This window comes from Vibrio sp. 10N.222.54.A3 (assembly GCF_041474095.1).
Taxonomy (GTDB): Bacteria; Pseudomonadota; Gammaproteobacteria; order Enterobacterales; family Vibrionaceae; genus Vibrio; species Vibrio crassostreae_C.
This window is the reverse complement of record NZ_JBFRTN010000084.1, coordinates 23,237-48,736: the sequence shown is the minus strand read 5'-3', so window position 1 is coordinate 48,736 and position 25,500 is coordinate 23,237. Positions and strand designations below refer to the sequence as shown.

The window sequence follows — 25,500 nt, the reverse complement described above, 5'->3', positions numbered from 1 at the left end:
CTAGACTTCCTTGGTCACTCGCATCACTTCTTCTAAGGACGTTACCCCTTTCAGAACTTTGCTCAAGCCATCATCTCGAATACTTGGTGTTGTGCCACGAATTGCTTTCTCAATCGCCTGTTCGCCAGCCTCACTGTGAATCAGCTCTTGTACTGAGTCATCAATCATCAGCAGCTCATGAATACCAGTACGACCTCGATAACCCTTATGGCCACACTCTTCACAACCTTTGGCATGGTAAAGCGTCAGGCTTTCTTTCTTCTTCAACCCAAACAGTTTCTTCTGCTCTTTATCGGCTTCATAAGGTTCTTTACATTCGTTACATAAAGTGCGAACCAAGCGCTGAGCCAAAACACCCAGCAGCGAAGAAGAGATCAAGAAGGGTTCGATGCCCATATCACGCAGACGCGTAATTGCACCGATTGCCGTATTGGTGTGAAGGGTCGACATCACTAAGTGACCGGTCAAAGAGGCTTGAACAGCGATCTCTGCGGTCTCTAAGTCACGTATCTCACCAATCATTACCACATCGGGATCTTGACGAAGAATCGCACGTAAACCACGCGCAAAGGTCATATCAACCTTAGGGTTCACTTGTGTTTGACCAATGCCATCGATATCGAATTCGATCGGGTCTTCAACGGTTAAAATGTTTCGTTCATTGCTGTTGAGTTCTTGCAGGCCTGCGTACAGGGTCGTCGATTTACCTGAACCTGTCGGGCCGGTCACCAAGATAATGCCGTGTGGGCGCTGAATCAACTTACGGAAGTTTTCATGGTTTTCTGCTGTCATACCTAAACTGTGCAAGTCTAGACGAGTGGCGTTTTTGTCCAACAGACGCATTACCACACGCTCACCGTGCGAAGAAGGCATGGTTGAAACACGAACATCAACCGCTCGGCCACCAATACGCAGAGAGATACGGCCATCTTGTGGCACGCGTTTTTCCGCAATATCTAGTTTAGCCATAACCTTGACACGTGAAACCAATAGCGGAGCCAGTTTACGGCTCGGCGCCAACACATCACGTAACACACCATCAATACGGAAACGGATCGACAGTGATTTCTCAAAGGTTTCGATATGAATATCCGAAGCACCCTCTTTGATCGCCTCACCCAGCATCGCATTGATTAACTTGATGATTGGTGCATCATCCTCTGATTCAAGTAAGTCTTCGTCTTGAGGCAGTTCTTCCGCTAGTGAGAAGAAGTCATCACTATCAGCACCAATGTCTTCCATGAGCTGACGAGCTTCTGACGAGTCACGCTGATAAGCATCGGTCAGTTTTTTATCAAACTCATCGAGAGTAATCGCTTGTGGCGTGAAACCATTTTTCACAACACGACTCACTTCAATGATCGCCGCCGATTTCAGTGGCTCAACATAATAAAGTATCGGTGCGCGCTCTGGATGTTGATACTCCAACACCATCTTATAGCGATTCGCAAAGCTAAACGGCAAGCGCTGATAAGTACGTGCCGCCCCTACCAATTCAGCCATTATTCTGTTTCCATCTGATCAATGAAGGCTTGAAGTTCAGCCGGGTAATTCATGCTTTCGCCAAATTTAGGCAATACCGGGATGTTATCGTCTGCCATTAATTTCAGCCCTTGCTCAGCCTTGTACAACTGCTCAGCACGGATGAAGTTGTATTTACGCTGAGTGATACCATCGGCTGTCATGCCATCACGAATGATGGTTGGCTTAATGAATACCATTAGGTTCTTTTTCTCAACCTGAGTGCTGGTAGATTTGAACAAGTGACCTAGCAATGGGATATCACCCAAGAATGGCACCTTAGATTCACTTTCCAATGCACGCTCATCAATCAGACCACCAAGCACCAGCATTTGACCGTCTTGAACAATCACTGAGGTATTTAGCTGACGCTTAGCAAAACGCACATCAACCGCACCGTTCGCGCCTAATACGTTCGATACTTCTTGTTCTATTTGCAGCTGAACCGAGTCACCTTCGTTGATTTGTGGCACCACTTTAAGCTTGATACCCACTTCTTTACGATCAACCGTTTGGAATGGATTATCGTTACTTGAACCTGCGGTAGAGCCAGTTAAAACAGGCACCTCTTCGCCCACAATGAACGACGCTTCGCCGTTATCCATCACGGTGATACTTGGAGAAGATAGGATATTTGAATTTGAATCGGTCGCTACTGCACTGATCAAGGCAGTCCAGTCACCCATCACTACGCTCATTGCCGCGCCATTAACGCCAGAAAGAGCAGAAGCTAACGTTGAGTAGTCACCGGATTCTGTGGTCGTTTCATTACGCAAAAAGGCGCCATTATCATCATAGACTGCGGTGGTCGTTTCAGTGTCTTTCGCTTCTTCTAAACCAACCATTACGCCACCGATTGACGCACCTGTGTTGCCATACTGAATCACAGCACCAGTATCAAGGTTACCCCATTGCACACCAAGGTTAATGCCATCACCCTCTGCCATCTCGACAATTAGGGCTTCAATCAATACTTGAGCACGACGAATATCCAACTGTGCGATCACATCTTGAAGCGCATTCATGATGTCCGGTTGTGCGGTAATCACCAACGAGTTGGTATCACTGTGAGCGGAGATCATCACTTGGTTACGTTGCGATGAGCTGCCTTTGGTTGAAGATTGCTTTTCTGATTGCAAGTTGTCCGACACGCCTTTCAGCACATCGACTAAATCTTCTGCTTTGGCGTATTTAAGGTAAATTACTTGGTTGTTGCCCTTGGTTGCCATTTCCACATCAAGCTGTTCAATCAACCTTCTTAAACGGCTACGTACCTTAGGGTCACCTGAGATAAGAATCGCATTGGTACGCTCATCGGCAACCAATTTAGGCTGTAGAAATGCAGGCGTATTCTTCGCATCTGTGGTTTTGCTTAGAGCATCAACAATGCGCACCATTTCTGCCGCTGATGCATTCTTTAGCTCAACGACTTCAATCTCTTTATCACCCGCTTGGTCAACACGCTTGATGATTTCTGCTAAACGGTTCACTACCGCCGCACGACCGGTAATCAAGATGATATTGGCTGGGTCGTAGTGCACAACGTTACCCGCGCCAGCATTGTCGTTTAGTTGACGAAGCAGAGGAGAAAGTTCACGCACCGAGACATTACGAACCGTCACAACACGTGTCACCACGTTGTCGCCTTTGATCGTATCACTGTCTCCAACGACTGGAATTGCCGATGTTTTCGAATCCTTGGCCTTGATGATCTTAAGAACACCCGAGTCCATTTCGACAACCGCGTAGCCATACACTTCCAATACGTTTAGGAAGAAGCTGTAATATTGCTCTTCATTGAGTACGTCGTAGCTGCGTACATCAATTTTTCCACGCACCGAAGGGTCAACGATGATCGTCTTCTCTAGGTTACGACCAACAATATTAATAAACTCTTGAATATCAGTGCCTTTAAAGCTGGCACTAAAATCACTCGCGATGGCTGCGGGTGTGCAGATCAAGCTTCCTGCCAATAACCATGCACTTTTCTTAAACCAATGCTTCACGTACTTCTCCTACACTTTCGTCCTTCGTTAGACGCAAAGTTTTAAAATTCAATAAACACTTCATGTTGTTGACCATCTCTCTCGACCACCAGATTTAGCTCTGTTAGTTCTGAGATGGAACGGAATATGTTGCCCATAGCAGCAGGGTCTGTCAGGTCTTGTCCATTTAACTGAGTGGCAATATCTCCGTTTTGGAGCCCAACAGAGTTAAAAAGTTCTGAATCTTTGCCCGGGCTCACACGATAACCGATCACTTTATCGTCACGCTTCACCTGAGACAGTCGAACATATTGGAAGATTTGTTGCGGATCTTTCATTATCTTCGCTTTAATTTCATCAAGCTTCTCTTCTGCTGAAGCCGGATTATTACCACGAACCGAAGAAGAGCTACGAGGTGGCGCAGGCGCTGATACAGCCAAACGCTTGTACTCAATACCTTCAAGCATCAAGGTTTCGTCTCGTCCTGAGTTATCAATGATAACGCGGTCGATTAATACCGCTTTTAACTTGGCTCGAGTGCCTTCAATCTCTTCATTAATTCCGTAGGTCGCTTGCGTGCCGCGATTGGCGATCACCGCTAAGCTCAGTTTTGGATTCGAGCTCGCGACTGCACCCACTAAAACGAGGTTTAATCGCGTCTTAGGCGCATCTTGGATAACTTGCTGTTCAACCACAGCGGGCGTGCTTGGGTTGTAAGCACCAAACATGTTGCTCTGCTGCAAAGAAGAGATATCAAGGGTCGATTGAGGTGCTGAAGACGATGAAGCCGTTGCTGTCCAAGGCGCGATAGTTTGCTCAGCAGGTTCGATAAACCATGCAAGCTGCCCTAAGATCCATGCGGAAGCTGCAATCAATACACAACAGGTCGCTAAGCTTAGTTTCTGCTGAAGTACAAATCCATTCTCTAATAAGCGGCTCAACATAGGAGAATTCCCTACGCGATTTTTGAGCTCTAAAAAGTTCACTTTCCTAGTCCCTTTTCATGACGACAAACGCTGCAAATCATTAAACTTTCAGCTTTTTTATTCATTCGTTCGATACCAAGCTTATTTAAGCAATAAGATCCTGAACTATATCATAGCAAATCGATAAATCGGCATAACATGGCTATTTTGTATTATGACTTGAAAAAAATGCCAACCGCCTCCACTTTAAGCTTCTACTTAATGTGATAAGCATCATCAAAAACATGTTGCGCACTGTTCGTTACAGTTAAACCGCATTCATTTCTCACTTAATAAGGCACAGCCCTATATGAAAACTGCTAATGAAGCTGTCAGACTCGATAAATGGTTGTGGGCAGCTCGTTTTTACAAAACCCGGTCTATTGCTCGCAACATGGTCGATGGTGGCAAAGTCCACTATAATGGTCAGCGCAGCAAGCCAAGTAAAATTGTCGAACTTGGGGCTGTGATTACACTGCGCCAAGGTAATGAAGAAAAGACGGTAACGATCGAGAAAATCTCAGCCCATCGTGGTGGAGCCCCGATCGCTCAAACCCTCTATGAAGAAACCACCGAAAGCTTGGCAAAAAGAGAAGAGTTTGCACAACAGCGCAAGCTAAATGCTCATAGCCCAGCACCAGAACGTCGCCCAGATAAAAAGCAACGTCGTGACATCATCAAGTTCAAGACTCAATAAGCTAGAAGGAATAGCCAAATGGCAGACCCAATGTCTACAAGTAATGTTTTAAATCGCTACCTATTTGAAGACCTATCAGTACGTGGTGAATTGGTACAGATGGACGAAGCGTACCAACAGATTATTTCTAGCAAGGAATACCCAGCTCCAGTACAAAAGCTGTTGGGTGAGCTACTGGTTTCAACGACGCTACTAACGGCGACCCTAAAGTTTGAAGGTTCTATCACGATGCAGCTGCAAGGTGACGGCCCAGTATCTCTAGCAGTTATCAATGGCGATCACGACCAAAAGATCCGCGGTGTCGCTCGCTTTGAAGGCGAGATTGCTGATGATGCTGGCCTACACGACCTAATGGGTAAAGGCCACCTAGTGATCACCATCGATCCTAAGAAAGGTGAACGTTACCAAGGTATCGTTGGTCTGGAAGGCGAAACGCTTGCTGACGTTCTTGAAGGTTACTTTGCTAACTCAGAACAGCTTAAGACTCGTCTATGGCTGCGCACTGGAGAACATGAAGGCAAAGCTCACGCTGCAGGTATGCTTTTACAAGTTATGCCTGACGGCACAGGTACGCCAGATGATTTCGAGCATCTAGAGCAACTAACCGACACCGTTAAAAACGAAGAGTTGTTCTCTTTAGAAGCTAACGAACTGCTTTACCGTCTATACAACCAAGAGAAGGTTCAGGTATTTACACCTCAACCGGTTGAGTTCTTCTGTGGCTGTTCACGTGATCGAAGCGCTGCGGCTATCATTACTGTTGCTCAAGAAGAGATTTACGACATTCTAAGCACGGAAGGTAGTGTGGGACTACACTGCGATTACTGTGGCACAAACTACTCGTTCGACAAAAATGATGTAGATGCTCTTTACGCAGAAGCGGCAGATAAAGGCAGCAATACGGTTCATTAATTTACGGCATACCAAAAACACGTAATTTACCCCAAAAAGGTCAGCACTCAGCTGGCCTTTTTTGTGATCAAAATAGCGCAAACTCCGTAACATCTCGTAATAAAATCACCGCTTAATTTTAATCAATTAATAATGTTCTCGCCCCTAGCGCAAAGGTTTGCGTACAGGATAGACTAGTTGGGCCAATATGTGACGAGGCGCTTAAAACCCCAAGGTTAATATGGATATTTTTTGAGCTGTATCCCTGTTTCCCCCGAGCCTCGTTGCTAGCATGGTGAGCAGATAACAATAAAAAATTATTACAAAATCCCTACAAAATATCCTACAAGGAGCACCTATGACCGTTATGGAACATACTAAGGCTGCACAAATTGATCTAACTAAGCACGGACTGACTGGCGTTACCGAAGTTCTTCGTAATCCTAGCTACGAGCAGTTATTCGTTGAAGAAACACTGCCGGGTCTAGAAGGCTACGAAAAAGGCGTAGTAACGGAACTAGGCTCCGTTGCGGTTGATACTGGTATCTTTACTGGCCGCTCACCAAAAGATAAGTACATTGTTAAAGATGACACAACACGCGATACCATGTGGTGGTCAGATCAAGGCAAAAATGACAACAAACCGATTACCACTGAAGTATGGGACGAGCTGAAAGAGCTTGTAACAACTCAGCTATCTGGCAAGCGTCTGTTTGTCATCGACGGTTATTGTGGTGCTAACCCAGATACGCGTTTAAGTGTGCGTATTATCACTGAAGTAGCGTGGCAAGCGCACTTCGTTAAGAACATGTTCATTCGTCCAACCGACGAAGAGCTAGCAACGTTCGAACCTGATTTCGTGGTAATGAACGGTGCTAAAACAACTAACCCTAACTGGGAGAAACAAGGTCTAAACTCTGAGAACTTTGTCGCTTTCAACCTGACTGAACGTGTTCAGATCATTGGCGGTACCTGGTACGGCGGTGAGATGAAAAAAGGTATGTTCGCAATGATGAACTACCTACTACCTCTACAAGGTATTGCTTCAATGCACTGTAGTGCAAACGTTGGCGAGAAAGGCGATGTCGCTATTTTCTTCGGTCTATCAGGCACTGGTAAAACAACCCTATCAACCGATCCTAAACGTGAGCTAATCGGTGATGATGAGCACGGTTGGGATGACGATGGTATCTTCAACTTTGAAGGTGGTTGTTACGCGAAGACAATTCGTCTATCTAAAGAAGCTGAACCTGAAATCTACAACGCAATCCGTCGTGATGCACTACTAGAGAACGTAACGGTTCGTGGCGATGGTTCTATCGATTTTGATGACGGTTCAAAAACTGAGAACACTCGTGTTTCTTACCCGATTCACCACATCGATAACATCGTTAAACCAGTATCAAAAGCCGGTCACGCTCAAAAGGTTATCTTCCTGACTGCTGATGCATTCGGTGTACTGCCACCCGTTTCTAAACTGACTCCAGAGCAAACGAAGTACCACTTCCTATCTGGCTTCACTGCAAAACTAGCGGGCACTGAGCGTGGTATTACTGAGCCAACGCCAACGTTCTCTGCGGCATTTGGTGCGGCATTCTTAACTCTCCACCCAACTCAGTACGCTGAAGTGCTTGTGAAGCGTATGGAAGCAGCTGGCGCTGAAGCTTACCTAGTGAACACAGGTTGGAACGGTACTGGTAAACGTATCTCTATCCAAGATACGCGAGGCATCATCGACGCTATCCTAGATGGCTCAATCGACAACGCTGAAACTAAGGTTATCCCTATGTTTAACCTAGAAGTGCCACTAGCGCTGCACGATGTTGACCCAGCGATCCTTGACCCACGCGATACGTACACTGACCCTCTACAATGGGAAAGCAAAGCGAAAGATCTAGCCGAGCGCTTCATCAACAACTTTGATAAGTACACAGACAACGCTGAAGGTAAGTCACTGGTTGCAGCTGGTCCTCAACTGGACTAATCCAACCATCTGCTCGGGCTTAGCCAAAAGCAAACGCCCAATTTAAAATGATATTTTTGTAGCAAGCCCCTCTTTTGAGGGGCTTTTTTGTTGATGCTTGACCCTTTTTGTTCCACTCTGTTTTAAGACTATTGAAATTTAAGGCTTTCAGGGAATGAAAAAGGTATTCATGGTGTTCGGCATTGTGTTGGCTATCGCCGTTGCAACTATCGCAGCGCTGCTATTAAGCCTGCAGACCCAATACCGTGCGGATGTTGCCAACTTTTTTATCAAACATACGATTGAACAACCTGTATTCATTGAAGATGTTGAGTATCAGGCGCCTTATCACATCACCTTAATGGGCATTACCCAAAGCCAACCAGAAAAGCAAACACCTCTGTATATCGACAAGATCGATCTTTGGTTCAGCCCCAGCTCGATGACAGAGGCCAAACTGGTCTTTGAATCTGTTTTGATCAGCGGCCTACAATTAGAGGCAGACGATCTAAAAACACTGACTTCTTTATTTACCCAACCAAACATCAAGCTCCACCAGCTGGCCATCAACAATCTCGACTTTTCGACGCCAGAGTTTAATGCGCGAGGCATCGACCTACAGATCTCCGCCCCAACGTGGAACAACGATAACTCGCTGCTACCTTATGGAAAAACCCAACTCTCTGCCTCACAACTGTATTGGCAAGGTGAAGCATTCGATAATCTGTTGATTGATCTAGACCTCAAGCCGAGTGACAGCACCCTTTATGGTGCTTCGTTTGACTGGCGTGGCGCCAAGATTTCCGGACAAGCAGAGCAATATCAACAAGATTGGTCGTTGGTGAATGTGACCGTCGATGGCTTACGACTCAACCAGGAACAGACCCAAAACCTACTAAACAAAGAGTGGGATGTGGCAGGTATTCAGATCAATCACATCAATAGCTTAGATATTCTACGTAGTGACGTAGAGTGGCAAGATGGCCACCTCGCTGCCTTTGATGCCTCACTAGAAAATATCCAACTGCCTTTTGAAATCTGGAAGCAACAGAAAGGCATTTTCTCTCTGCAAGCAGAAGGAGTGACCATTGATGATGACATGTTCATCGAGCCAAGCCTCAAGCTCAACCTAGAAACAAACCAGATTCTGATTGAGGATTTCTATACTCAATTCCTGCAGGGCACTGTTCAGCTCAATGGCGAAGTCGCCCCTAGCAGCATTCAATTGGCGCAGCTCGACCTGCAAGGCATCAAGTGGATTACCGAAAACCAAGATAGCCCTCTACCGGCCGCTCGCCTATTGCCTTGGCTCACACAGCTCCAGAACGTCGAGATTAACCGACTTAATATAGAACGAAGCCAACTTATCCAACTAGCACAAACGCCTTACTGGCAGGTCTCTGGATTACATGTCGAGGGGCATCAAGTTCAACTGCTGCAAGATAGAAAACTGGGCTTGTGGCAAGGGAAGCTGATGGCGAGCGCCAATGATGCCAGCTACCAAAATATTCTCAGCGCACAGCCTGTGGTTGAGATGAATAGCGAACAAGGAAAATGGACGCTGACTCGTCTGTTTGCACCACTCAGGAATGGCTACATTGAAGCCAATGCAACGCTCGATTTTAACCAAATCAGCAAGCCATGGAGCTTAGATATTTCTGCCGATGGGTTACCCATTGCGCCTATGCTGCAGCGACTTGAATTACCACTCGATGCAACCGGCTATGGCGAGTTTGAACTTCAAGCCGCAGGTTTATATGGCGACTCACTGATGCTCGGTTACTCAACCACAGGGCAACTCACTGGCAGCGTTCGCCAGGGTGTGATGACCTTTAATGACAAGCTTTCTGAAACATCGACTGATAACGTGTTTGAAATTCCAGAGCTTAATGCGCATTTTGACCGTGGGCGCTTCACTCTCGAACCGATGCACATTATTGGTACGTCAGCAGCAGAGCAAGGCGAACAAAGGGTTCAAACGCTCAATGGCGAGGCTTCTGGAGAACTCGACTTGCTTAAAGCCGAGCAACACACCCTCTCGGTTACCCTATCGGACCCATGTCATCAAATCTCAGGAAAGCTCGACCAAGCGAAATATTCGGAGATTAATAACTGCCAACAAAAAAGCGCCACTCCACAGGAGTAGGCGCCTTGTATCTGTTAGTCAGTGTCAGCTATACGCTTACGTTAGTGTCTGTTGATAATCGCTTTTTGTAGTCAGGGATCAGCATATAAGTGCCCGTGAATTCAACCGCTTCAACATCGCCACTATGAATAGTCACGTGGATAATGATACGAGCCTTTCGACCTGAAGCGAGACGATCTAAATCACCACTGATTCCATCCAATGAAGTAGCAGCAACTGGGTTTTGCTCAACCGGGTGACGATAACGAATATTACTGTCAGCCAGAACGATATCACCAGTAAGTCCACGCTCTTTCATCAACAACCAAGTCATTCCCCAGCCTGTTAATGTCGCTAAGGTGAAAGCTGAGCCTGCAAACATGGTGTTGTGAGGATTAAGGTTTGGGTTCAACTGAGCACTACATTCAAACTGATAACCCGTGTATTGGTTAATTTTGATACCCATCTTGTCACTGATCGGAATTTGATTTTCCCAGCGCTGTTGTAGCTCATTACACCATTCAGGCTTACGCAGTACATCAGCCATCGGATCAAGGTGCTTCACCATCTGCTGATGACGAACTGGACCACGCTGGTCATTAATTTCACCACGACGCTCAAATTCGTTTTTCTCATAGAATGAGATCGCATCTTCACGTGCATTACACACCAAGCGCTTAGCACCCTCTTGGCGAGCCAGTGACTCTAACGCCACTAAAATCAATGAGCCCATGCCTTTACTTCGACGAGAGTTCTTTACCGCCATATAACGGATCTGACCTTCGAGGTCTGGAGTGATGTAAAGGCGGCCAATCGCCATCGGACGGCCACGACCATCGACAATCATGCGATGGTGACTCATGGCATCATATTCATCACGCTCGGAACCTACCGGCATTCGCCAAGGTTCACGCAGCATCTGCCAACGAAAATGGTAATACTTGTTCAGTTGATTTTCGGTGGTCGGTGTTATCAGTTTAAACATGCTTATCCTTTTAAGTTTAAACCTGCAGCCAGAATGTTACTGGGCCATCATTAACCAATGACACTTTCATGTCGGCTGCAAATCGGCCACGTTCCGTTGGCAATACTGATTCACATTGGTTAGAGAAATAATCGTAAAGACGCTCCGCATCTTCAGGGTTTGCTCCACGAGAAAAGCCCGCTCGAGTTCCCTTTTTTGTATCGGCTGGCAGTGTGAATTGAGAAACCACCAACACTTTACCTTCAACCTGTTTTACGTTGAGGTTCATTTTTCCGTCTTCATCTTCAAAGACACGATAAGTGGTCACTCGTTCCATCAAACGTTTGGCTTTGGCTTCGTCATCACCTTTTTCTACGCCTAATAGAACCAATAAGCCTTGTTCAATCTCACCAACTACTTCGCCATCAACTCGAACGGCAGCTTCACTTACTCTCTGGATCAGTGCTATCACTGTTGTTTCCTTGCTCTGTGATTTTGTCTTTATCCGACGAGTGTACCATTTCTTGAGAGTCACTCCACTGTTCCTGCTCGCCCAACGCGGCCGTCACCTCAGCACCCACCAACACAATCAACCAGCACAAATACACCCAGACAAAAAGAATGGGAATCGCCGCTAATGCGCCATAAATCAACTGGTAAGAGGGGAATTGAGTAATGTAAGCCGCGAAGCCTTTCTTACTGAGTTCGAACAACAGAGCCGCAACCAGAGAGCCCGCTGCCGCATGAGAAAAGTGTATCTTTTTGTTGGGAACCAACAGGTACAGACCGAAAAACGCAAAGAAAGAGAGAATCAAAGGAAGTTTGCGAATCACGGTGTTAAAGGCGCCAGACACCACTTCGTTTTGCAACAAGCTCAATGATGTCACATAAGAAGTGGCTGCAATGCTCGCCCCAACTAAAATAGGTCCAAGCGTGAGCACCATCCAGTACATTGAAAAGGACAACACGGCTCGACGCTTTTCTGTTACTCGCCAGATGTAGTTAAGGTTCTTATCGATGTTGGAGATCAGCATCAATGCTGCAATGAATAAGAACACACTACCGACCGCCGTCATTTTTCCGGTATTGGCAACGAACTCTAACAAGGCACCGTGTACGGCATCCCCAGACGCGGGAACAAAGTTGGTAATAACGAAGTTTTGAATCACGATACCAACATCAGCAAAGATGGAGAATGACGACAAGATAGAGAGCAGAACCGTCAACATCGGTACGATCGAGAGCAAAGTAATGTACGCCAAGTAGCCCGCATTCACGTTGACTCTATCGTGCGTCATTCGCGCCAAAAGATAGCGAGAAAACTGAATACTGAGTGTGGCGACCTTTTTTATCTTCAACTTGTAACTCCCTTGTAACTCGTTCATAGTCCTAATTAATATTCCGTTACTTAACTATAGGAAACTAGGATGCCTTATTTAATAGTTATAGTCCTCTCTATTTTTACTCTTACTGGATGCCAGTCAGCTTATTACTCCGCCATGGAGCAAGTGGGTTACCACAAGCGTGACATTATGGTCGATAGAGTGGAAGACGCTAAAGAGTCGCAGCAGGATGCTCAGGAAGAGTTTACCAGCGCACTTGAAGCCTTGAGTAGCCTGACTAATTTCAGTGGCGGCGACCTTGAAGACATGTACAACCAAATCAACGATAAATACCAAGACAGCGAGAAAGCCGCGCAAAATGTCAGTGACCGCATTGCTGCGATTGAAGATGTGTCGGATGCGCTGTTTGAAGAGTGGCAGAGTGAGTTAGATCTCTACACCAGTGATTCACTGCGCCGCTCGAGCGAGCAAAAGCTTCGTGAAACTAAATTGTCTTACCAAACGATGCTGTCAGCAATGAAGCGCGCCGAGAAGAAAATGGACCCTGTGCTCAATACCCTTCGCGACAACACGCTTTACTTGAAGCACAACCTCAATGCGAGCGCTGTCGGCTCGCTGCAAGGTGAGTTTATGAGCTTAGAAAAAGACATCGCCTATGCAATAGAGCAGATGAATGCGGCAATAGCAGAGTCGGATAAATTCCTAGCTCAACTCAATCAGAAGTAGTGCCATTAGAAGCGAATTAAGATAAACCCGTATGAACCCAATCATTGTTACTGGCGGCCCAGGGGCTGGTAAAACCACACTAATTAATGCCTTGGGTGACATGGGTTACCCGATATTCGCTGAGTCCTCTCGCCAGTTAATCGAACAGCAGAGTCAACTTGAGAACGGTATCTTACCTTGGTTAGACCTTCCAGGCTTTGCTCGCCTATGTTTAACCGTCATGAGCGAACACAAAGACCAAGCCAGTCAGCATCCTGTTGCCTTTCTCGATCGCGCCATTCCAGATATCTGTGGCTACTTGGCTCAGGCGAAACTAGAGATAAACACAACCTACCGAGAAGCGAGCCAAGGTTATCACCCCCAAGTGTTGTTCTGTCGCCCTGAGGCTTCAATTTATGTACAAGATGATGTGAGACCTTATCCGTTTGAGGAGGCGTTAGAGATTCACCACGCGTTAGAAAGAGTCTACCAAGAACTTGGTTATGAGGTGGTTGAAGTGCCGTTTATGCCAGTCGAAGAACGGCTTCAATTCGTTGAGCGTTACTTAGGTATCAAAAGCTAGATCCCCAACTCGGTCGTTCCTCCCTCTTGAGGATGACGAAATCTCGTTTAACCGTATCTAAACAAACTAAAAAACAAAAGCCCCGAGCAGCTAGGCTACTCGGGGCTTTCTTACTTATTCTAAAACGTATTGCTTGTTAGCTAGAAGCTAGTCAGCTGGCAATTAAGCCTTAGCTGGACGTGCTGCACGCTTACGTTCGTTTTCAGTAAGAAGCTTCTTACGGATACGAATGCTTACTGGCGTTACTTCTACTAGTTCGTCTTCGTCGATGAACTCAAGAGCTTGCTCTAGAGTGTGACGGATAGGTGGCGAAAGAACCTGTGCTTCATCAGTACCAGATGCACGAACGTTCGTTAGCTGCTTACCTTTCAGACAGTTTACTGTTAGGTCGTTTGAACGGTTGTGAATACCGATGATTTGACCTTCGTATACTTCATCCGCGTGCTCAGCAAATAGACGACCACGTTCTTGTAGGTTGAATAGTGCGTAAGTCAGAGCTTTACCAGTTGCGTTCGAGATTAGAACACCGTTGTTACGTTGACCGATTACGCCGCCTTTGTGAGGACCGTAGTGATCAAATGAGTGGTAAAGAAGACCAGAACCAGACGTTAGAGTTAGGAACTCAGTTTGGAAACCGATAAGACCACGAGAAGGCATCATGAAGTCCATGCGAACACGGCCTTTGCCATCTGGAGACATATCAGTTAGCTCACCTTTACGTAGACCGATGTTTTCCATGATGCCACCTTGGTGCTCTTCAAGCACGTCGATAGTCACAGTTTCAAACGGTTCAGTTAGGTTGCCATCTTCGTCTTTCTTGATGATAACTTCTGGACGAGATACAGCTAGCTCGAAACCTTCACGACGCATGTTTTCGATCAGGATAGATAGGTGAAGTTCACCACGACCTGAAACACGGAAACGATCTGGGTTATCAGTTTCTTCAACACGTAGTGCAACGTTGTGTACTAGTTCTTTCTCTAGACGCTCAAGGATGTTACGTGAAGTAACGAACTTACCTTCTTTACCCGCGAACGGAGAAGTGTTTACTTGGAACGTCATTGTTACTGTTGGTTCGTCAACAGAAAGCGGAGTCATTGCTTCAACATTGTTTTGGTCACAGATAGTGTCTGAAATCTTCAGCTCACCAAGACCAGTGATTGCAATGATGTCGCCAGCGTTAGCTTGCTCAACTTCGTGACGGTCAAGACCTAGGTAACCAAGAACTGTACCTACTTTACCGTTACGTTTTTTGCCTTCTGCATTGACGATAGTTACTTGTTGGTTTGGTTTAACAGAACCACGAGTAACACGAGCAACACCGATAACACCTACGTAAGAGCTGTAATCAAGTTGCGAAATTTGCATTTGTAGTGGACCGTCAAGGTCAACTGCAGGCGCGTCTACTGTATCAACAACAGCTTGGAACAATGGTTCCATGTTCTCGCCAGTTTCGCCTTCAGTCATTGTTGCCCAACCGTTCAGAGCTGAAGCGTAAACAACTGTGAAGTCTAGTTGTTCATCAGTAGCACCTAGGTTGTCGAAAAGGTCGAATACTTGATCCATAACCCAATCAGGACGAGCGCCTGGGCGGTCAATCTTGTTGATTACAACGATTGGCTTAAGACCGTGTGCGAATGCTTTTTGCGTTACGAAACGAGTTTGAGGCATTGGGCCATCAACTGCGTCAACGATAAGCAGAACAGAGTCAACCATAGACATGATACGCTCAACTTCACCACCGAAGTCCGCGTGTCCCGGAGTATCTACGATGTTGATGCGGTAATCATTCCAGTTGATTGCTGTGTTCTTAGCAAGAATGGTAATGCCACGCTCTTTTTCGATGTCATTCGAATCCATGACACGCTCTTCAGCTTCACCACGAGACTCAAGAGTGCCTGACTGTTGTAGCAGTTTATCAACCAAAGTCGTTTTACCGTGGTCAACGTGCGCGATGATCGCGATATTTCTTAACTTATCAATCTGTGGAGTAGACATGGATTCTCGATTCACTCATAAAAGTAGCCGTCACTTATCTCAAAAGTTTGGATAATAACCGCTAGCTTGATTTAAAAAACGGTCAATAATATACCAGATTCTAGACAAAAACCCAGAAATATGTGATCTGAACCAAGGCTTTTTTCTTTATTAGCGATTCATATCCGCTTAACTTTGATTCAGTACAGTGTTGAGCAGCCAAATTCGTAGGACTCTAAAAAAGTATCACCTACGAGTGGCGAGCCAAATCTCCCGCAAAATAACAAAAGTGGATTGACAACTTAGGCAATTCATTGCTGAATGGTGCTCGCTTATGTCTCATATTGGTGCACAGACAAACAATTGCACCAATAAGGTGCGCCCGGAGATCATTTTGGTGCAAAAACCAAATTAAGCAAAACCGAAAAACAAGTAAATCATTGAAATTAATGGAATAATTTTTTTGGCACGTTTTTGGCAGTAGATAAATCAGCATCGATTAATGCACTTATAGACATTAATCAATGCTAGTTTCAACCGAATCGAGCTAATACCGAATTAATAACACTGGAGGTTATCCAAGATGTCAGTAGAAAATGTACTATCCCTGATCCAAGAGAACGAAGTTAAATTTATCGACTTACGTTTTACTGATACAAAAGGTAAAGAGCAGCATATCTCTATTCCTTCTCACCAAGTTGATGCAGACTTCTTCGAAGAAGGCAAAATGTTTGACGGCTCTTCAGTAGCTGGTTGGAAAGGCATTAACGAATCTGACATGGTAATGATGCCAGACGCAGCATCTGCTGTACTGGACCCATTCACAGAAGACGCAACACTAAACATCCGTTGTGACATCCTTGAGCCTGCAACAATGCAAGGCTACGACCGTGACCCACGCTCTATCGCTAAACGTTCTGAAGAGTACCTACGTTCTACAGGTATCGCAGACACAGTTCTAGTTGGTCCAGAGCCAGAATTCTTCCTATTTGACGACGTTAAGTTCTCAAACGACATGTCTGGTTCTTTCTTCAAGATCGATGACGTAGAAGCAGCTTGGAACACAGGTTCTGACTTCGAAGGCGGTAACAAAGGTCACCGTCCTGGCGTTAAAGGCGGTTACTTCCCAGTAGCTCCAGTAGATTCATCTCAAGACATCCGTTCAGCAATGTGTCTAGTAATGGAAGAGATGGGCCTAGTTGTTGAAGCTCACCACCATGAAGTAGCAACTGCGGGTCAAAACGAAATCGCTACTCGCTTCAACACGCTAACAGCGAAAGCTGATGAAACTCAAATCTACAAGTACGTTGTACACAACGTTGCTCACGCATTTGGTAAAACAGCGACATTCATGCCTAAGCCACTAGTTGGTGACAACGGTTCTGGTATGCACGTTCACCAATCTCTAGCAAAAGACGGCGTTAACCTGTTTGCTGGTGATAAGTACGGCGGCCTATCTGAAATGGCTCTTTACTACATCGGTGGTGTAATCAAGCACGCTCGTGCAATCAACGCGTTTGCTAACCCATCAACTAACTCGTACAAGCGTCTTGTACCTGGTTTCGAAGCACCTGTAATGCTTGCTTACTCAGCACGTAACCGTTCTGCTTCTATCCGTATCCCAGTAGTACCAAGCCCTAAAGCACGTCGTATCGAGCTACGTTTTGGTGACCCAGCAGCTAACCCATACCTATGCTACTCAGCAATGCTTATGGCTGGCCTTGACGGCATCAAGAACAAGATTCACCCAGGCGAAGCTATGGATAAAGATCTATACGACCTTCCTGCAGAAGAAGCAGCTGAAATCCCAACAGTTGCAGAATCTCTACAAGAAGCTCTAGCAGCGCTTAGCGAAGACCGTGAGTTCCTAACAGCTGGCGGCGTATTCTCTGACGATTTCATCGATTCTTACATCACTCTGAAATCTGACGACGTACAACGCGTGAACATGGCTACACACCCACTTGAGTTTGAACTGTACTACTCAGTTTAATCTCCTGTAGAGATAAGCCATTTCTTACTGCAACCTTGTAAGAATCGCTGACTAAATATTAGGCTCGCCTCGCAGGCGGGCCTTTTTTATATTCTCCCTCCCCCCGCTTCCTCGTACCATACCTTAGACAAAAGCCCTCAGAGGCTGTCGCGCTAAATACAATAAAACCAACGCCAAACGTGAAATCACCTAGCGGTGAAAAGAGGCTAAAGATATGAAAAACATACTGTTCCTAATCGGGTTAACAGTCGCGCTCTCGTGCTCTGCTCAAACGGTGTATACCTGGATAGATGAAGATGGCGTGCTCCACTTTAGTGATAACCCTAGCGCTCAAGATGCCGAGGCTCTTCGCCTGCCAGATGTGCAAGCTTCAGCACCCGCCCCTAAATTTGAGGCCTCAACTCCGGTTGACGCTGCTGCTTCCTCTACAACTAAAACGGCAACGCCAGCCAAAACTCAGGCAGAAACCGAAACCACAAAGCGCGAGGTTCCTACTCAATTAGCCCTCACCATGTTGACTCCAGTTCATGATCAAACCATTCGTAGTAATCGCGGCTTAATCCCGATTCAGATAGAGCTCAACCGAAAACTTGGTATTGGGGAGCAATTACAATTGATGCTTGATGGCCGTCGATATGGCGCCCCACAGACCCAGCCTATTTGGGAATTAAAAGGTATCGATCGAGGTACTCACACCATTGCAATTCAAGCACATAGAAGCGGCAAGCTTATTGCATCTACTAGTCCAGTCACCGTGTATTTACATCGAGCGACGCTCAAGTAGGCCAATGTGTTAAAAGAGGCCAAATAACCTCTACTTTTCACCTAATCGAAGCAGCTTTCAGCGACTCTAATGAATTATCTTTAGCTTCTGGTTGATATGCGCCATACTTGAACTTAGCTACGCACCAATTTGGTGCAGTGAGAAAAACACCAGTTCAAGGACGAAATAGTGAATCGATCAGCCAAAAGCGACAGCATAGATACACACCATCTTTCCAGCGCCATTCTCGACAATATGGTGACTTCGACATTAATGCTCGATGAGCAATTGTATGTCCGATACGCAAATCCGGCGGCTGAGCAGCTCTTTTCACAGAGCGCACGACGCATCGTTGATCATCCACTGAGCCAACTTATCCAACACGCTTCACTTGATTTGGCGCTTCTGACGCAACCGCTACAAAGTGGCCAGAGCATTACCGACAGTGACGTTACCTTCGTTGTTGATAACCGCCCACTGATGCTTGAAGTCACGGTTAGCCCAATATCTTGGCAGCGAGAGACGCTGTTATTGGTTGAGATGCGCAAGATAGACCAGCAAAGACGCCTTAGCCAAGAGCTCAACCAACATGCACAACAACAAGCGGCTAAGTTGCTGGTACGCGGGTTAGCACATGAGATCAAAAATCCACTCGGTGGCTTAAGAGGTGCGGCGCAGTTACTTGGGAAAATGCTTCCTGATCAGTCTCTTAATGAATATACGCAGATCATTATTGAGCAAGCCGACCGCTTAAGAGCATTAGTCGACCGTCTGCTTGGCCCACAGAAGCCGGGGACTAAATCAGAAGAGAACCTTCACCAGATACTTGAGAAAGTCAGGCAGCTCGTAGAGCTCGAATCGGGTTCAACGCTCGCCATCGAAAGGGATTACGACCCGAGCCTACCGGACATCTTGATGGATTCGGCACAGGTTGAACAAGCGATGCTCAATATCGTGAGCAATGCAGCGCAGATTCTAAAGACTCAAGATTCTGGCAAAATCACCATTCGCACCAGAACGGTGCATCAAGCAAATATTCACGGGCAGCGACACAAACTCGCAGCGCGCATTGAGATCAGCGATAACGGCCCCGGCATCCCCGATGATTTAAAAGACACGCTGTTTTACCCAATGGTCAGCGGACGAGAAGGTGGAACAGGGCTGGGGCTATCGATTTCTCAAAACCTGATCGATCAACACAATGGGAAAATTGATGTTGAAAGCTGGCCAGGCAACACCACATTCACGATTTATCTACCGATTTAGGTCATAAGAACCTCGCTATTGGACAGCGAGATGAAAGGCTTAGCTCGGTAACACAAAGATTAAGACATCATAAAAACAACAATGATTATCACAATAGATTTGGCTGCAAAGGAATTGAATTATGAGTAAGGGATACGTTTGGGTCGTCGATGACGACAGCTCTATCCGCTGGGTAGTAGAGAAAACACTTTCATCTGCGGATATTAAGTGTGAAACATTTGCTGATGCTGAGAGCGTGTTGCTTGCGCTTGAGCGCGAGACACCGGACGTATTGGTGTCTGACATTCGCATGCCCGGCATTGACGGGATTGAGCTGTTGCATCAGGTTCATCAACGCTCTCCCGACCTGCCCGTGATCATTATGACCGCGCACTCAGACCTTGATGCGGCGGTGAATGCTTATCAAAAAGGCGCCTTTGAATATCTTCCAAAGCCGTTCGATATTGATGAAACACTGACTCTAGTCGAACGAGCGATCGCGCACAGCCAAGAGCAGAAACGCGAACAAGCCAGTGAGGTCGCTGAAGACACCAACGCGCCAGAAATCATCGGTGAAGCACCGGCAATGCAGGAGGTTTTCCGAGCGATTGGCCGTTTGTCTCGCTCATCCATATCCGTGCTGATCAATGGTGAATCGGGTACCGGTAAAGAATTGGTCGCTCACGCTCTGCATCGTCACAGCCCAAGAGCTAAGAAGCCCTTCATTGCCTTGAACATGGCAGCAATCCCCAAAGATCTGATCGAGTCTGAACTGTTTGGCCACGAAAAAGGTGCCTTTACCGGTGCTAACAGCGTTCGCCAAGGACGCTTTGAACAAGCCAACGGCGGCACCCTATTTCTGGATGAGATCGGTGACATGCCACTCGATATCCAAACTCGCTTGTTGCGTGTACTTTCTGATGGTCAGTTCTATCGTGTCGGCGGTCACTCTGCAGTTAAGGTAGACGTTCGTATCGTTGCCGCAACCCACCAAGATCTTGAGCGCTTAGTGCATGAAGGCGACTTCCGTGAAGACCTTTTCCACCGACTCAACGTTATCCGAATCCATATCCCGGCACTTCGCGAACGTAAACAAGACATTGAAAAGCTCACTCATCACTTCCTAGCATCCGCCGCCGAAGAGCTCGGTGTTGAAGTGAAGACACTGCATCCTGAGACCATTTTGAAGCTCAACCAGCTCAATTGGCCGGGTAACGTACGTCAGCTTGAGAATATTTGTCGTTGGTTAACGGTGATGGCTAGCGGCAGCGAGATACTGCCTTCCGATCTACCACCGGAATTGTTGGAAGAAAAAGTCGTGACCACTTCAGGTTCTGGGGATAACTGGCAGCAACTGCTCGCGAATTGGGCGAAATGTGCGCTTGATTCAGGAGAAAAAGAGCTGCTCACTTACGCTCTACCAGAGTTTGAACGTATACTGCTCGAGGCTGCACTCCACCACACTAATGGTCATAAACAGGATGCAGCTAAGGTTTTGGGATGGGGAAGAAACACCCTAACTCGTAAACTCAAAGAACTGTACTAGACCTTATATGATTCTCGATGCAGCTACTTTTTAACCAAAAAAGTGTCGCTTGGTTTGAATAGTGTCGGTACAATTACAGTACACTATTCACCAAATTTGTAGCTAAAGATGTCTTTGAAAACACAAATTACTTTGAGAACCGCAGTGGTTCTGCCATTCGTGATGATTTTTCTGTTCACTATGGGTGTAATGGTTTTCACTCAAAAGCTAAGCTACAAAGAGATGGTGAGTGATGTTAGTGCACGCCAGCTGACATCACTGACTGACAATGTTCATCAAAGCCTGTCTAATTTTTTAGAAAAGCCATTTCACGCCAACCTCTCGCTCAGCCATAACATCGGCTACCACCATCTTTATCAAGCAGGCAATCTTAGTAAGGTCCAAGACTATATTTTTTATACGTTTTCAGACCATTACACTGCTGTACCTCAACTCGATGCGATCGGCTTTGGTTCTGAAGATGGTAACTACGTCGGTTTCCGCAAAGAAGCCAACAAAGGCTACACCTTGATGGTGCAAGACGAACGCACCAATGATCAGCTGGTCATTTACCGTGGCAGCAAAATTAGTGAAGACATTCGATCGGTGATTTCAGGTTACGATCCTAGAATCCGTCCTTGGTACACACCCATTGCGACACAGAAAAAACCGTTATGGTCACCAATTTATGCCAATGCTGACGAACGTCAAGAAATCACCTTATCTGCTCTAGCGCCTATCTATGATGATAATGAATTCAAAGCCGTCGTAGTCAGCGACATCAAAATCAATACCTTCAATGCGTTTCTCAGAAAGCTCAAAGATAGAACGGATGCCTCTGTTTACATCATCGATAAGCAGCAACGCTTGGTCGCGCACTCAGGCGGAGGCAGTGTCGTTTCATGGGGCACAGGACAAACCAACAAAGGGCAACGCAAACTAGCAACAGAGAGTGCTAATCCAGTCATACGTGAGAGTGCTAGCTACGTAGAGCAATTCCACCTAATCGAGAATTTGGGTGAGCAGCGCTTTAGTTTTAACCTAGACAACGAACGCTACTTCAACCAAATCACCCCATACGAAGATGAGCACGGGCTCACGTGGTTTATTGGGGTGTCGATCCCTGAAAGCAATCTGCTCGGTGAATTGCCAGAAAATCAAAGAAACAGTTGGTTGCTTGGGCTAGCACTGAGCTGCATTGGGGTCATTGCAGGATTAATTGCCTTTAATCGCGCAACCCAACCCATCACCTCGACAGCGGATGCGGCAAAACGCCTTGCTAAGGGCGATTGGGACGCGAGCATGCCAAAAACAGGGCATATATATGAAACCAGCATGTTGGTCGAGTCATTCAATGAAATGACCAACAACTTAAAGGCTTCGTTTCATGCATTACAGTCTCAACTTACCTATGACTCATTAACCAAGCTATACAGCCGTGAAGGCTTTATTGACGCTGCCAAGAAACACCCCGACAACGAAAAAGGCACACTGTATTTGATTGGTATTGATCGCTTCCGAGACATCAATGACAGCCTAGGTCATTACAATGGCGACCAGCTACTTATCATTGCGGCCGCTCGTTTAAGAGGCACACTGCCATCCGAATACCTACTAGCTCGCACTGGTGGTGATGAGTTTGCCATCTACGCGCCAAACGTAACGCAAAGCGATGATGTTCAGCTGCTGACTAACCGCTTACTTCAAACCTTCGCTTCCCCATTTTCAATGGAATCGGAAAGCGTGGTGATTAAGGTATCGATGGGGATAGTGAATGTCTCTAATCTTCACGACATTACACTCCTGCTACGCAGCAGCAGCATTGCATTGAGCAATGCGAAACAAGACAAAACCAGTGTCTGTATTTATAGCCTTGAAATGGGCAAAGCATCGAGACATCGCACCAAGATGTTAGCGCGGATGAACCGAGCGATTGAGCTTCAACAGTTCGAACCGTTTTATCAGCCTATTATTGATCTGGAATCTGGCTCGACCATAGGAGCAGAAGCTTTAGCTCGCTGGATAACGGATGAAGGGGTGATCTCGCCACTCGAGTTCATTCCTCTCGCGGAAGAGAGCGGGCTCATTGACGATATCGGAAAACAAATTCTGCATAAGTCGTGTCGAGATACCGCCATCGCGATTGAGTCAGGAAAATGGAGCAAGGACTTCTCGATTCACGTTAACCTGTCGGTCGATCAACTGAGTGAAAGTGGCTTTGTGGAACAAGTAAAAGGCACGTTGCGAGACACAAATCTGCCAGCAAGCAACCTGACACTAGAGATCACCGAATCACGCATCGTCGACAACGACCCGACCATCATCGATAACATGCTGACTCTAAAAGCACTAGGGATATCAATTGCGATTGATGACTTTGGTACCGGCTATTCGTCACTGGCTTACTTACACAAACTGCCATTCGACTGCCTTAAGATCGATCGCAGCTTTGTCAGCAAACTTGATAAAGAGAACCTAGATAGCTCCATCGTCGCGGCCATCGTTAACATCACTAAGGGCTTCAAAGTAAGCTTGGTGGCAGAGGGCGTTGAAACACAGCAACAGGCTGAACTTCTCAAGCAGCTGCAGTGCCCGCTTGCTCAAGGCTTCTTATACAGTCGCCCAGTTCCGTTTGACCAATGGCCTACCGACCTCATCAACTCCAAGCAAAGTGCCAAGGTCAAACAAAATACCACTGAGAGTCTCACCTAAACCAGGCAGAAATCGAATGAGTCAGATACAAAAATGCCAGCATGATGCTGGCATTTTTTATTGTTCTATTCTCTATCGAGCGATTAGATAACGCGAGAGAATTGCTGTTGGCGAGCCTTTGCACGTAAGTATTTATCAAAACACATACAGATGTTACGGATCAGCAAGCGGCCACGCAGAGTAACGCGGATTTCTTTATCATCGACTTCAACCAACTCATCGTTGATAAAAGTTTGTAGAAGCTCTAAATCTTCTTTGAAGTAGCGATTAAAGTTAACCGAGAACTCAGATTCGATCATTGTTTTATCAAGCTTGAAGTTACAAATCAGCTGCTTGATCACTTCACGACGTAGAAGGTCGTCACTGTCTAGAGCAACACCTTTCCAAAGTGCATGACGCAGGTCATTCACCTGAGCGTAGTACTTCTTCAGCTCTTTCTGATTTTGTGCGTAAGCATCACCAACCATAGAAATCGCAGAAACACCGAAACCAATTAAGTCAGCTTCACCTTGGGTGGTGTAGCCTTGGAAGTTACGATGCAGAATACCTTCACGCTGTGCTACGGCTAGCTCATCTTCAGGTAGTGCGAAGTGATCCATACCAATGAACTGGTAACCCGCTCCCGTTAGCGTCTCGATGGTATCTTGCAAGATAGCCATTTTCTCTTTCGCTTCAGGTAGATCTTCGTCTTTAATCTTACGCTGCGCCGCAAACAGCTGAGGCATGTGTGCGTAGTTAAATACCGATAAACGGCCCGGCTTCATTTCTAACACTTGCTTCAATGTTTCAGCGAACAAAGCTTGAGTCTGCTTTGGTAGGCCGTAGATCAAATCCAGGTTAGTTGAACGGAAGCCTAGCTCTTTCGCTCGTTTAACCATCGCAATGATGAAATCTTCATCTTGCTCACGGTTAACCAGTTTCTGCACTTCTTTATTGAAGTCTTGCACGCCAATGCTCAGGCGGTTGAAGCCTTCGTTACGCAGGTGGTCAAGTACGTCTAGCTCAATCTCACGCGGGTCAACTTCAATACTGATTTCAGCGTCAGCAGTGAAATTAAATTCCTCACGCAGAATCATCATCAAGCGAGTAATTTGTGTTTTGGTCAAGAACGTTGGCGTACCACCACCGAAGTGCAATTGCGTCACTTCACGGCCATTCAACAAAGAGGCGCGCTGGCGGATTTCATGTTCAATCACATCAAGGTACTCATCCGCTTTATGCGAGTGACGAGTAATGACTTTATTACAACCACAGTAGTAACAAAGCTTATGACAGAACGGGATATGCACGTAAAGAGAGAGTGGACGCTCAGGGTACTGAGTACACGCCATGTCGTAATCAGCGACGGTAAACGCTTCATGAAACTCCAACGCTGTTGGATATGAAGTGTAACGAGGTCCCGAATAGTTGTACTTGTTTAAGATCTCTTGATCCCAAACGATTTGCTGATTCGTTGTTACTGGCTTGCTCGACATAGCGGTAATTCCAATTTAGATCCGCGAGAACCTAAGGTCTCTCAAATCATTTTACATACATTAAAATA

General features: G+C 46.2%; 19 protein-coding genes. 11 read left to right on the top strand and 8 right to left on the bottom strand.

Annotated elements, in window-relative coordinates; genetic code table 11:
• The 3 genes from gspE to gspC are packed head-to-tail and all read right to left on the bottom strand — an operon-like array spanning position 1 to position 4,450.
• Positions 1 to 1,503, bottom strand: coding sequence for a type II secretion system ATPase GspE (gene gspE / locus AB4507_RS17760; RefSeq protein ID WP_102320992.1), 1,503 nt, complete (start codon positions 1,501 to 1,503; stop codon positions 1 to 3).
• Positions 1,503 to 3,527, bottom strand: a complete 2,025-nt coding sequence (gene gspD, locus AB4507_RS17755) for a type II secretion system secretin GspD (RefSeq protein ID WP_102394589.1) — start codon at positions 3,525 to 3,527, stop codon at positions 1,503 to 1,505. Before gspD ends, gspE begins: the two co-directional genes overlap by 1 nt.
• A 41-nt stretch (positions 3,528 to 3,568) precedes the next feature.
• Positions 3,569 to 4,450, bottom strand: a complete 882-nt coding sequence (gene gspC, locus AB4507_RS17750; protein ID WP_017062489.1) for a type II secretion system protein GspC — start codon at positions 4,448 to 4,450, stop codon at positions 3,569 to 3,571.
• Between the two features lie 331 nt (positions 4,451 to 4,781).
• Here gspC and hslR point away from each other — a divergent pair, with 331 nt between their 5' ends.
• From hslR to AB4507_RS17730, 4 genes are all read left to right on the top strand, one after another.
• Complete coding sequence (hslR, locus tag AB4507_RS17745) at positions 4,782 to 5,168, top strand: ribosome-associated heat shock protein Hsp15 (protein WP_017062490.1); 387 nt, start codon at positions 4,782 to 4,784, stop codon at positions 5,166 to 5,168.
• An 18-nt stretch (positions 5,169 to 5,186) separates the two neighbouring features.
• Complete coding sequence (hslO, locus tag AB4507_RS17740) at positions 5,187 to 6,080, top strand: Hsp33 family molecular chaperone HslO (RefSeq protein WP_372169725.1); 894 nt, start codon at positions 5,187 to 5,189, stop codon at positions 6,078 to 6,080.
• A gap of 337 nt (positions 6,081 to 6,417) precedes the next feature.
• Entirely contained in the window at positions 6,418 to 8,043 is a 1,626-nt protein-coding gene (gene pckA, locus AB4507_RS17735) for a phosphoenolpyruvate carboxykinase (ATP) (protein ID WP_136977385.1), read from the top strand.
• A gap of 154 nt (positions 8,044 to 8,197) precedes the next feature.
• On the top strand, positions 8,198 to 10,168 hold the full coding sequence (locus tag AB4507_RS17730) for an AsmA family protein (protein WP_372183037.1): 1,971 nt from the start codon (positions 8,198 to 8,200) through the stop codon (positions 10,166 to 10,168).
• Positions 10,169 to 10,196: 28 nt separating this feature from the next.
• On the opposite strand, the gene AB4507_RS17725 is transcribed toward AB4507_RS17730, so the two are convergent.
• From AB4507_RS17725 to AB4507_RS17715, 3 genes are read right to left on the bottom strand one after another with little or no spacing between them, the layout of a single operon-like run.
• Positions 10,197 to 11,132, bottom strand: a complete 936-nt coding sequence (locus tag AB4507_RS17725) for a bifunctional GNAT family N-acetyltransferase/hotdog fold thioesterase (protein ID WP_010433534.1) — start codon at positions 11,130 to 11,132, stop codon at positions 10,197 to 10,199.
• 16 nt (positions 11,133 to 11,148) lie between these two features.
• On the bottom strand, positions 11,149 to 11,583 hold the full coding sequence (gene dtd, locus AB4507_RS17720) for a D-aminoacyl-tRNA deacylase (RefSeq protein ID WP_010433531.1): 435 nt from the start codon (positions 11,581 to 11,583) through the stop codon (positions 11,149 to 11,151).
• Entirely contained in the window at positions 11,555 to 12,496 is a 942-nt protein-coding gene (locus tag AB4507_RS17715; RefSeq protein ID WP_372183036.1) for a virulence factor BrkB family protein, read from the bottom strand. Before AB4507_RS17715 ends, dtd begins: the two co-directional genes overlap by 29 nt.
• A gap of 42 nt (positions 12,497 to 12,538) precedes the next feature.
• Between AB4507_RS17715 and AB4507_RS17710 the strand changes: the two genes are divergently transcribed.
• Positions 12,539 to 13,180, top strand: a complete 642-nt coding sequence (locus AB4507_RS17710; RefSeq protein ID WP_029235101.1) for a DUF2959 domain-containing protein — start codon at positions 12,539 to 12,541, stop codon at positions 13,178 to 13,180.
• Between the two features lie 31 nt (positions 13,181 to 13,211).
• Positions 13,212 to 13,742 carry an AAA family ATPase gene (locus tag AB4507_RS17705; RefSeq protein WP_065585028.1) on the top strand — a complete coding sequence of 177 codons (531 nt, stop codon included), beginning with the start codon at positions 13,212 to 13,214 and terminating at the stop codon, positions 13,740 to 13,742.
• Positions 13,743 to 13,904: 162 nt separating this feature from the next.
• On the opposite strand, the gene typA is transcribed toward AB4507_RS17705, so the two are convergent.
• Positions 13,905 to 15,740, bottom strand: coding sequence for a translational GTPase TypA (gene typA / locus AB4507_RS17700; RefSeq protein ID WP_017070104.1), 1,836 nt, complete (start codon positions 15,738 to 15,740; stop codon positions 13,905 to 13,907).
• A 562-nt stretch (positions 15,741 to 16,302) separates the two neighbouring features.
• Here typA and glnA point away from each other — a divergent pair.
• The 5 genes from glnA to AB4507_RS17675 all read left to right on the top strand — a co-directional run bounded on the left by glnA (position 16,303) and on the right by AB4507_RS17675 (position 23,957).
• Complete coding sequence (glnA, locus tag AB4507_RS17695; protein WP_017059221.1) at positions 16,303 to 17,712, top strand: glutamate--ammonia ligase; 1,410 nt, start codon at positions 16,303 to 16,305, stop codon at positions 17,710 to 17,712.
• A gap of 214 nt (positions 17,713 to 17,926) precedes the next feature.
• The gene (locus AB4507_RS17690; protein ID WP_017059222.1) at positions 17,927 to 18,496 is read left to right on the top strand and encodes a DUF4124 domain-containing protein; all 570 of its coding nucleotides are present in this window, start codon (positions 17,927 to 17,929) and stop codon (positions 18,494 to 18,496) included.
• Between the two features lie 168 nt (positions 18,497 to 18,664).
• Positions 18,665 to 19,741 carry a nitrogen regulation protein NR(II) gene (gene glnL, locus AB4507_RS17685; protein ID WP_019826501.1) on the top strand — a complete coding sequence of 359 codons (1,077 nt, stop codon included), beginning with the start codon at positions 18,665 to 18,667 and terminating at the stop codon, positions 19,739 to 19,741.
• Positions 19,742 to 19,862: 121 nt separating this feature from the next.
• Complete coding sequence (glnG, locus tag AB4507_RS17680; RefSeq protein ID WP_017063059.1) at positions 19,863 to 21,266, top strand: nitrogen regulation protein NR(I); 1,404 nt, start codon at positions 19,863 to 19,865, stop codon at positions 21,264 to 21,266.
• 108 nt (positions 21,267 to 21,374) lie between these two features.
• The gene (locus AB4507_RS17675; RefSeq protein ID WP_372183035.1) at positions 21,375 to 23,957 is read left to right on the top strand and encodes an EAL domain-containing protein; all 2,583 of its coding nucleotides are present in this window, start codon (positions 21,375 to 21,377) and stop codon (positions 23,955 to 23,957) included.
• 83 nt (positions 23,958 to 24,040) lie between these two features.
• On the opposite strand, the gene hemN is transcribed toward AB4507_RS17675, so the two are convergent.
• Complete coding sequence (hemN, locus tag AB4507_RS17670) at positions 24,041 to 25,432, bottom strand: oxygen-independent coproporphyrinogen III oxidase (RefSeq protein WP_372104539.1); 1,392 nt, start codon at positions 25,430 to 25,432, stop codon at positions 24,041 to 24,043.
• Positions 25,433 to 25,500 lie beyond the last annotated feature (68 nt).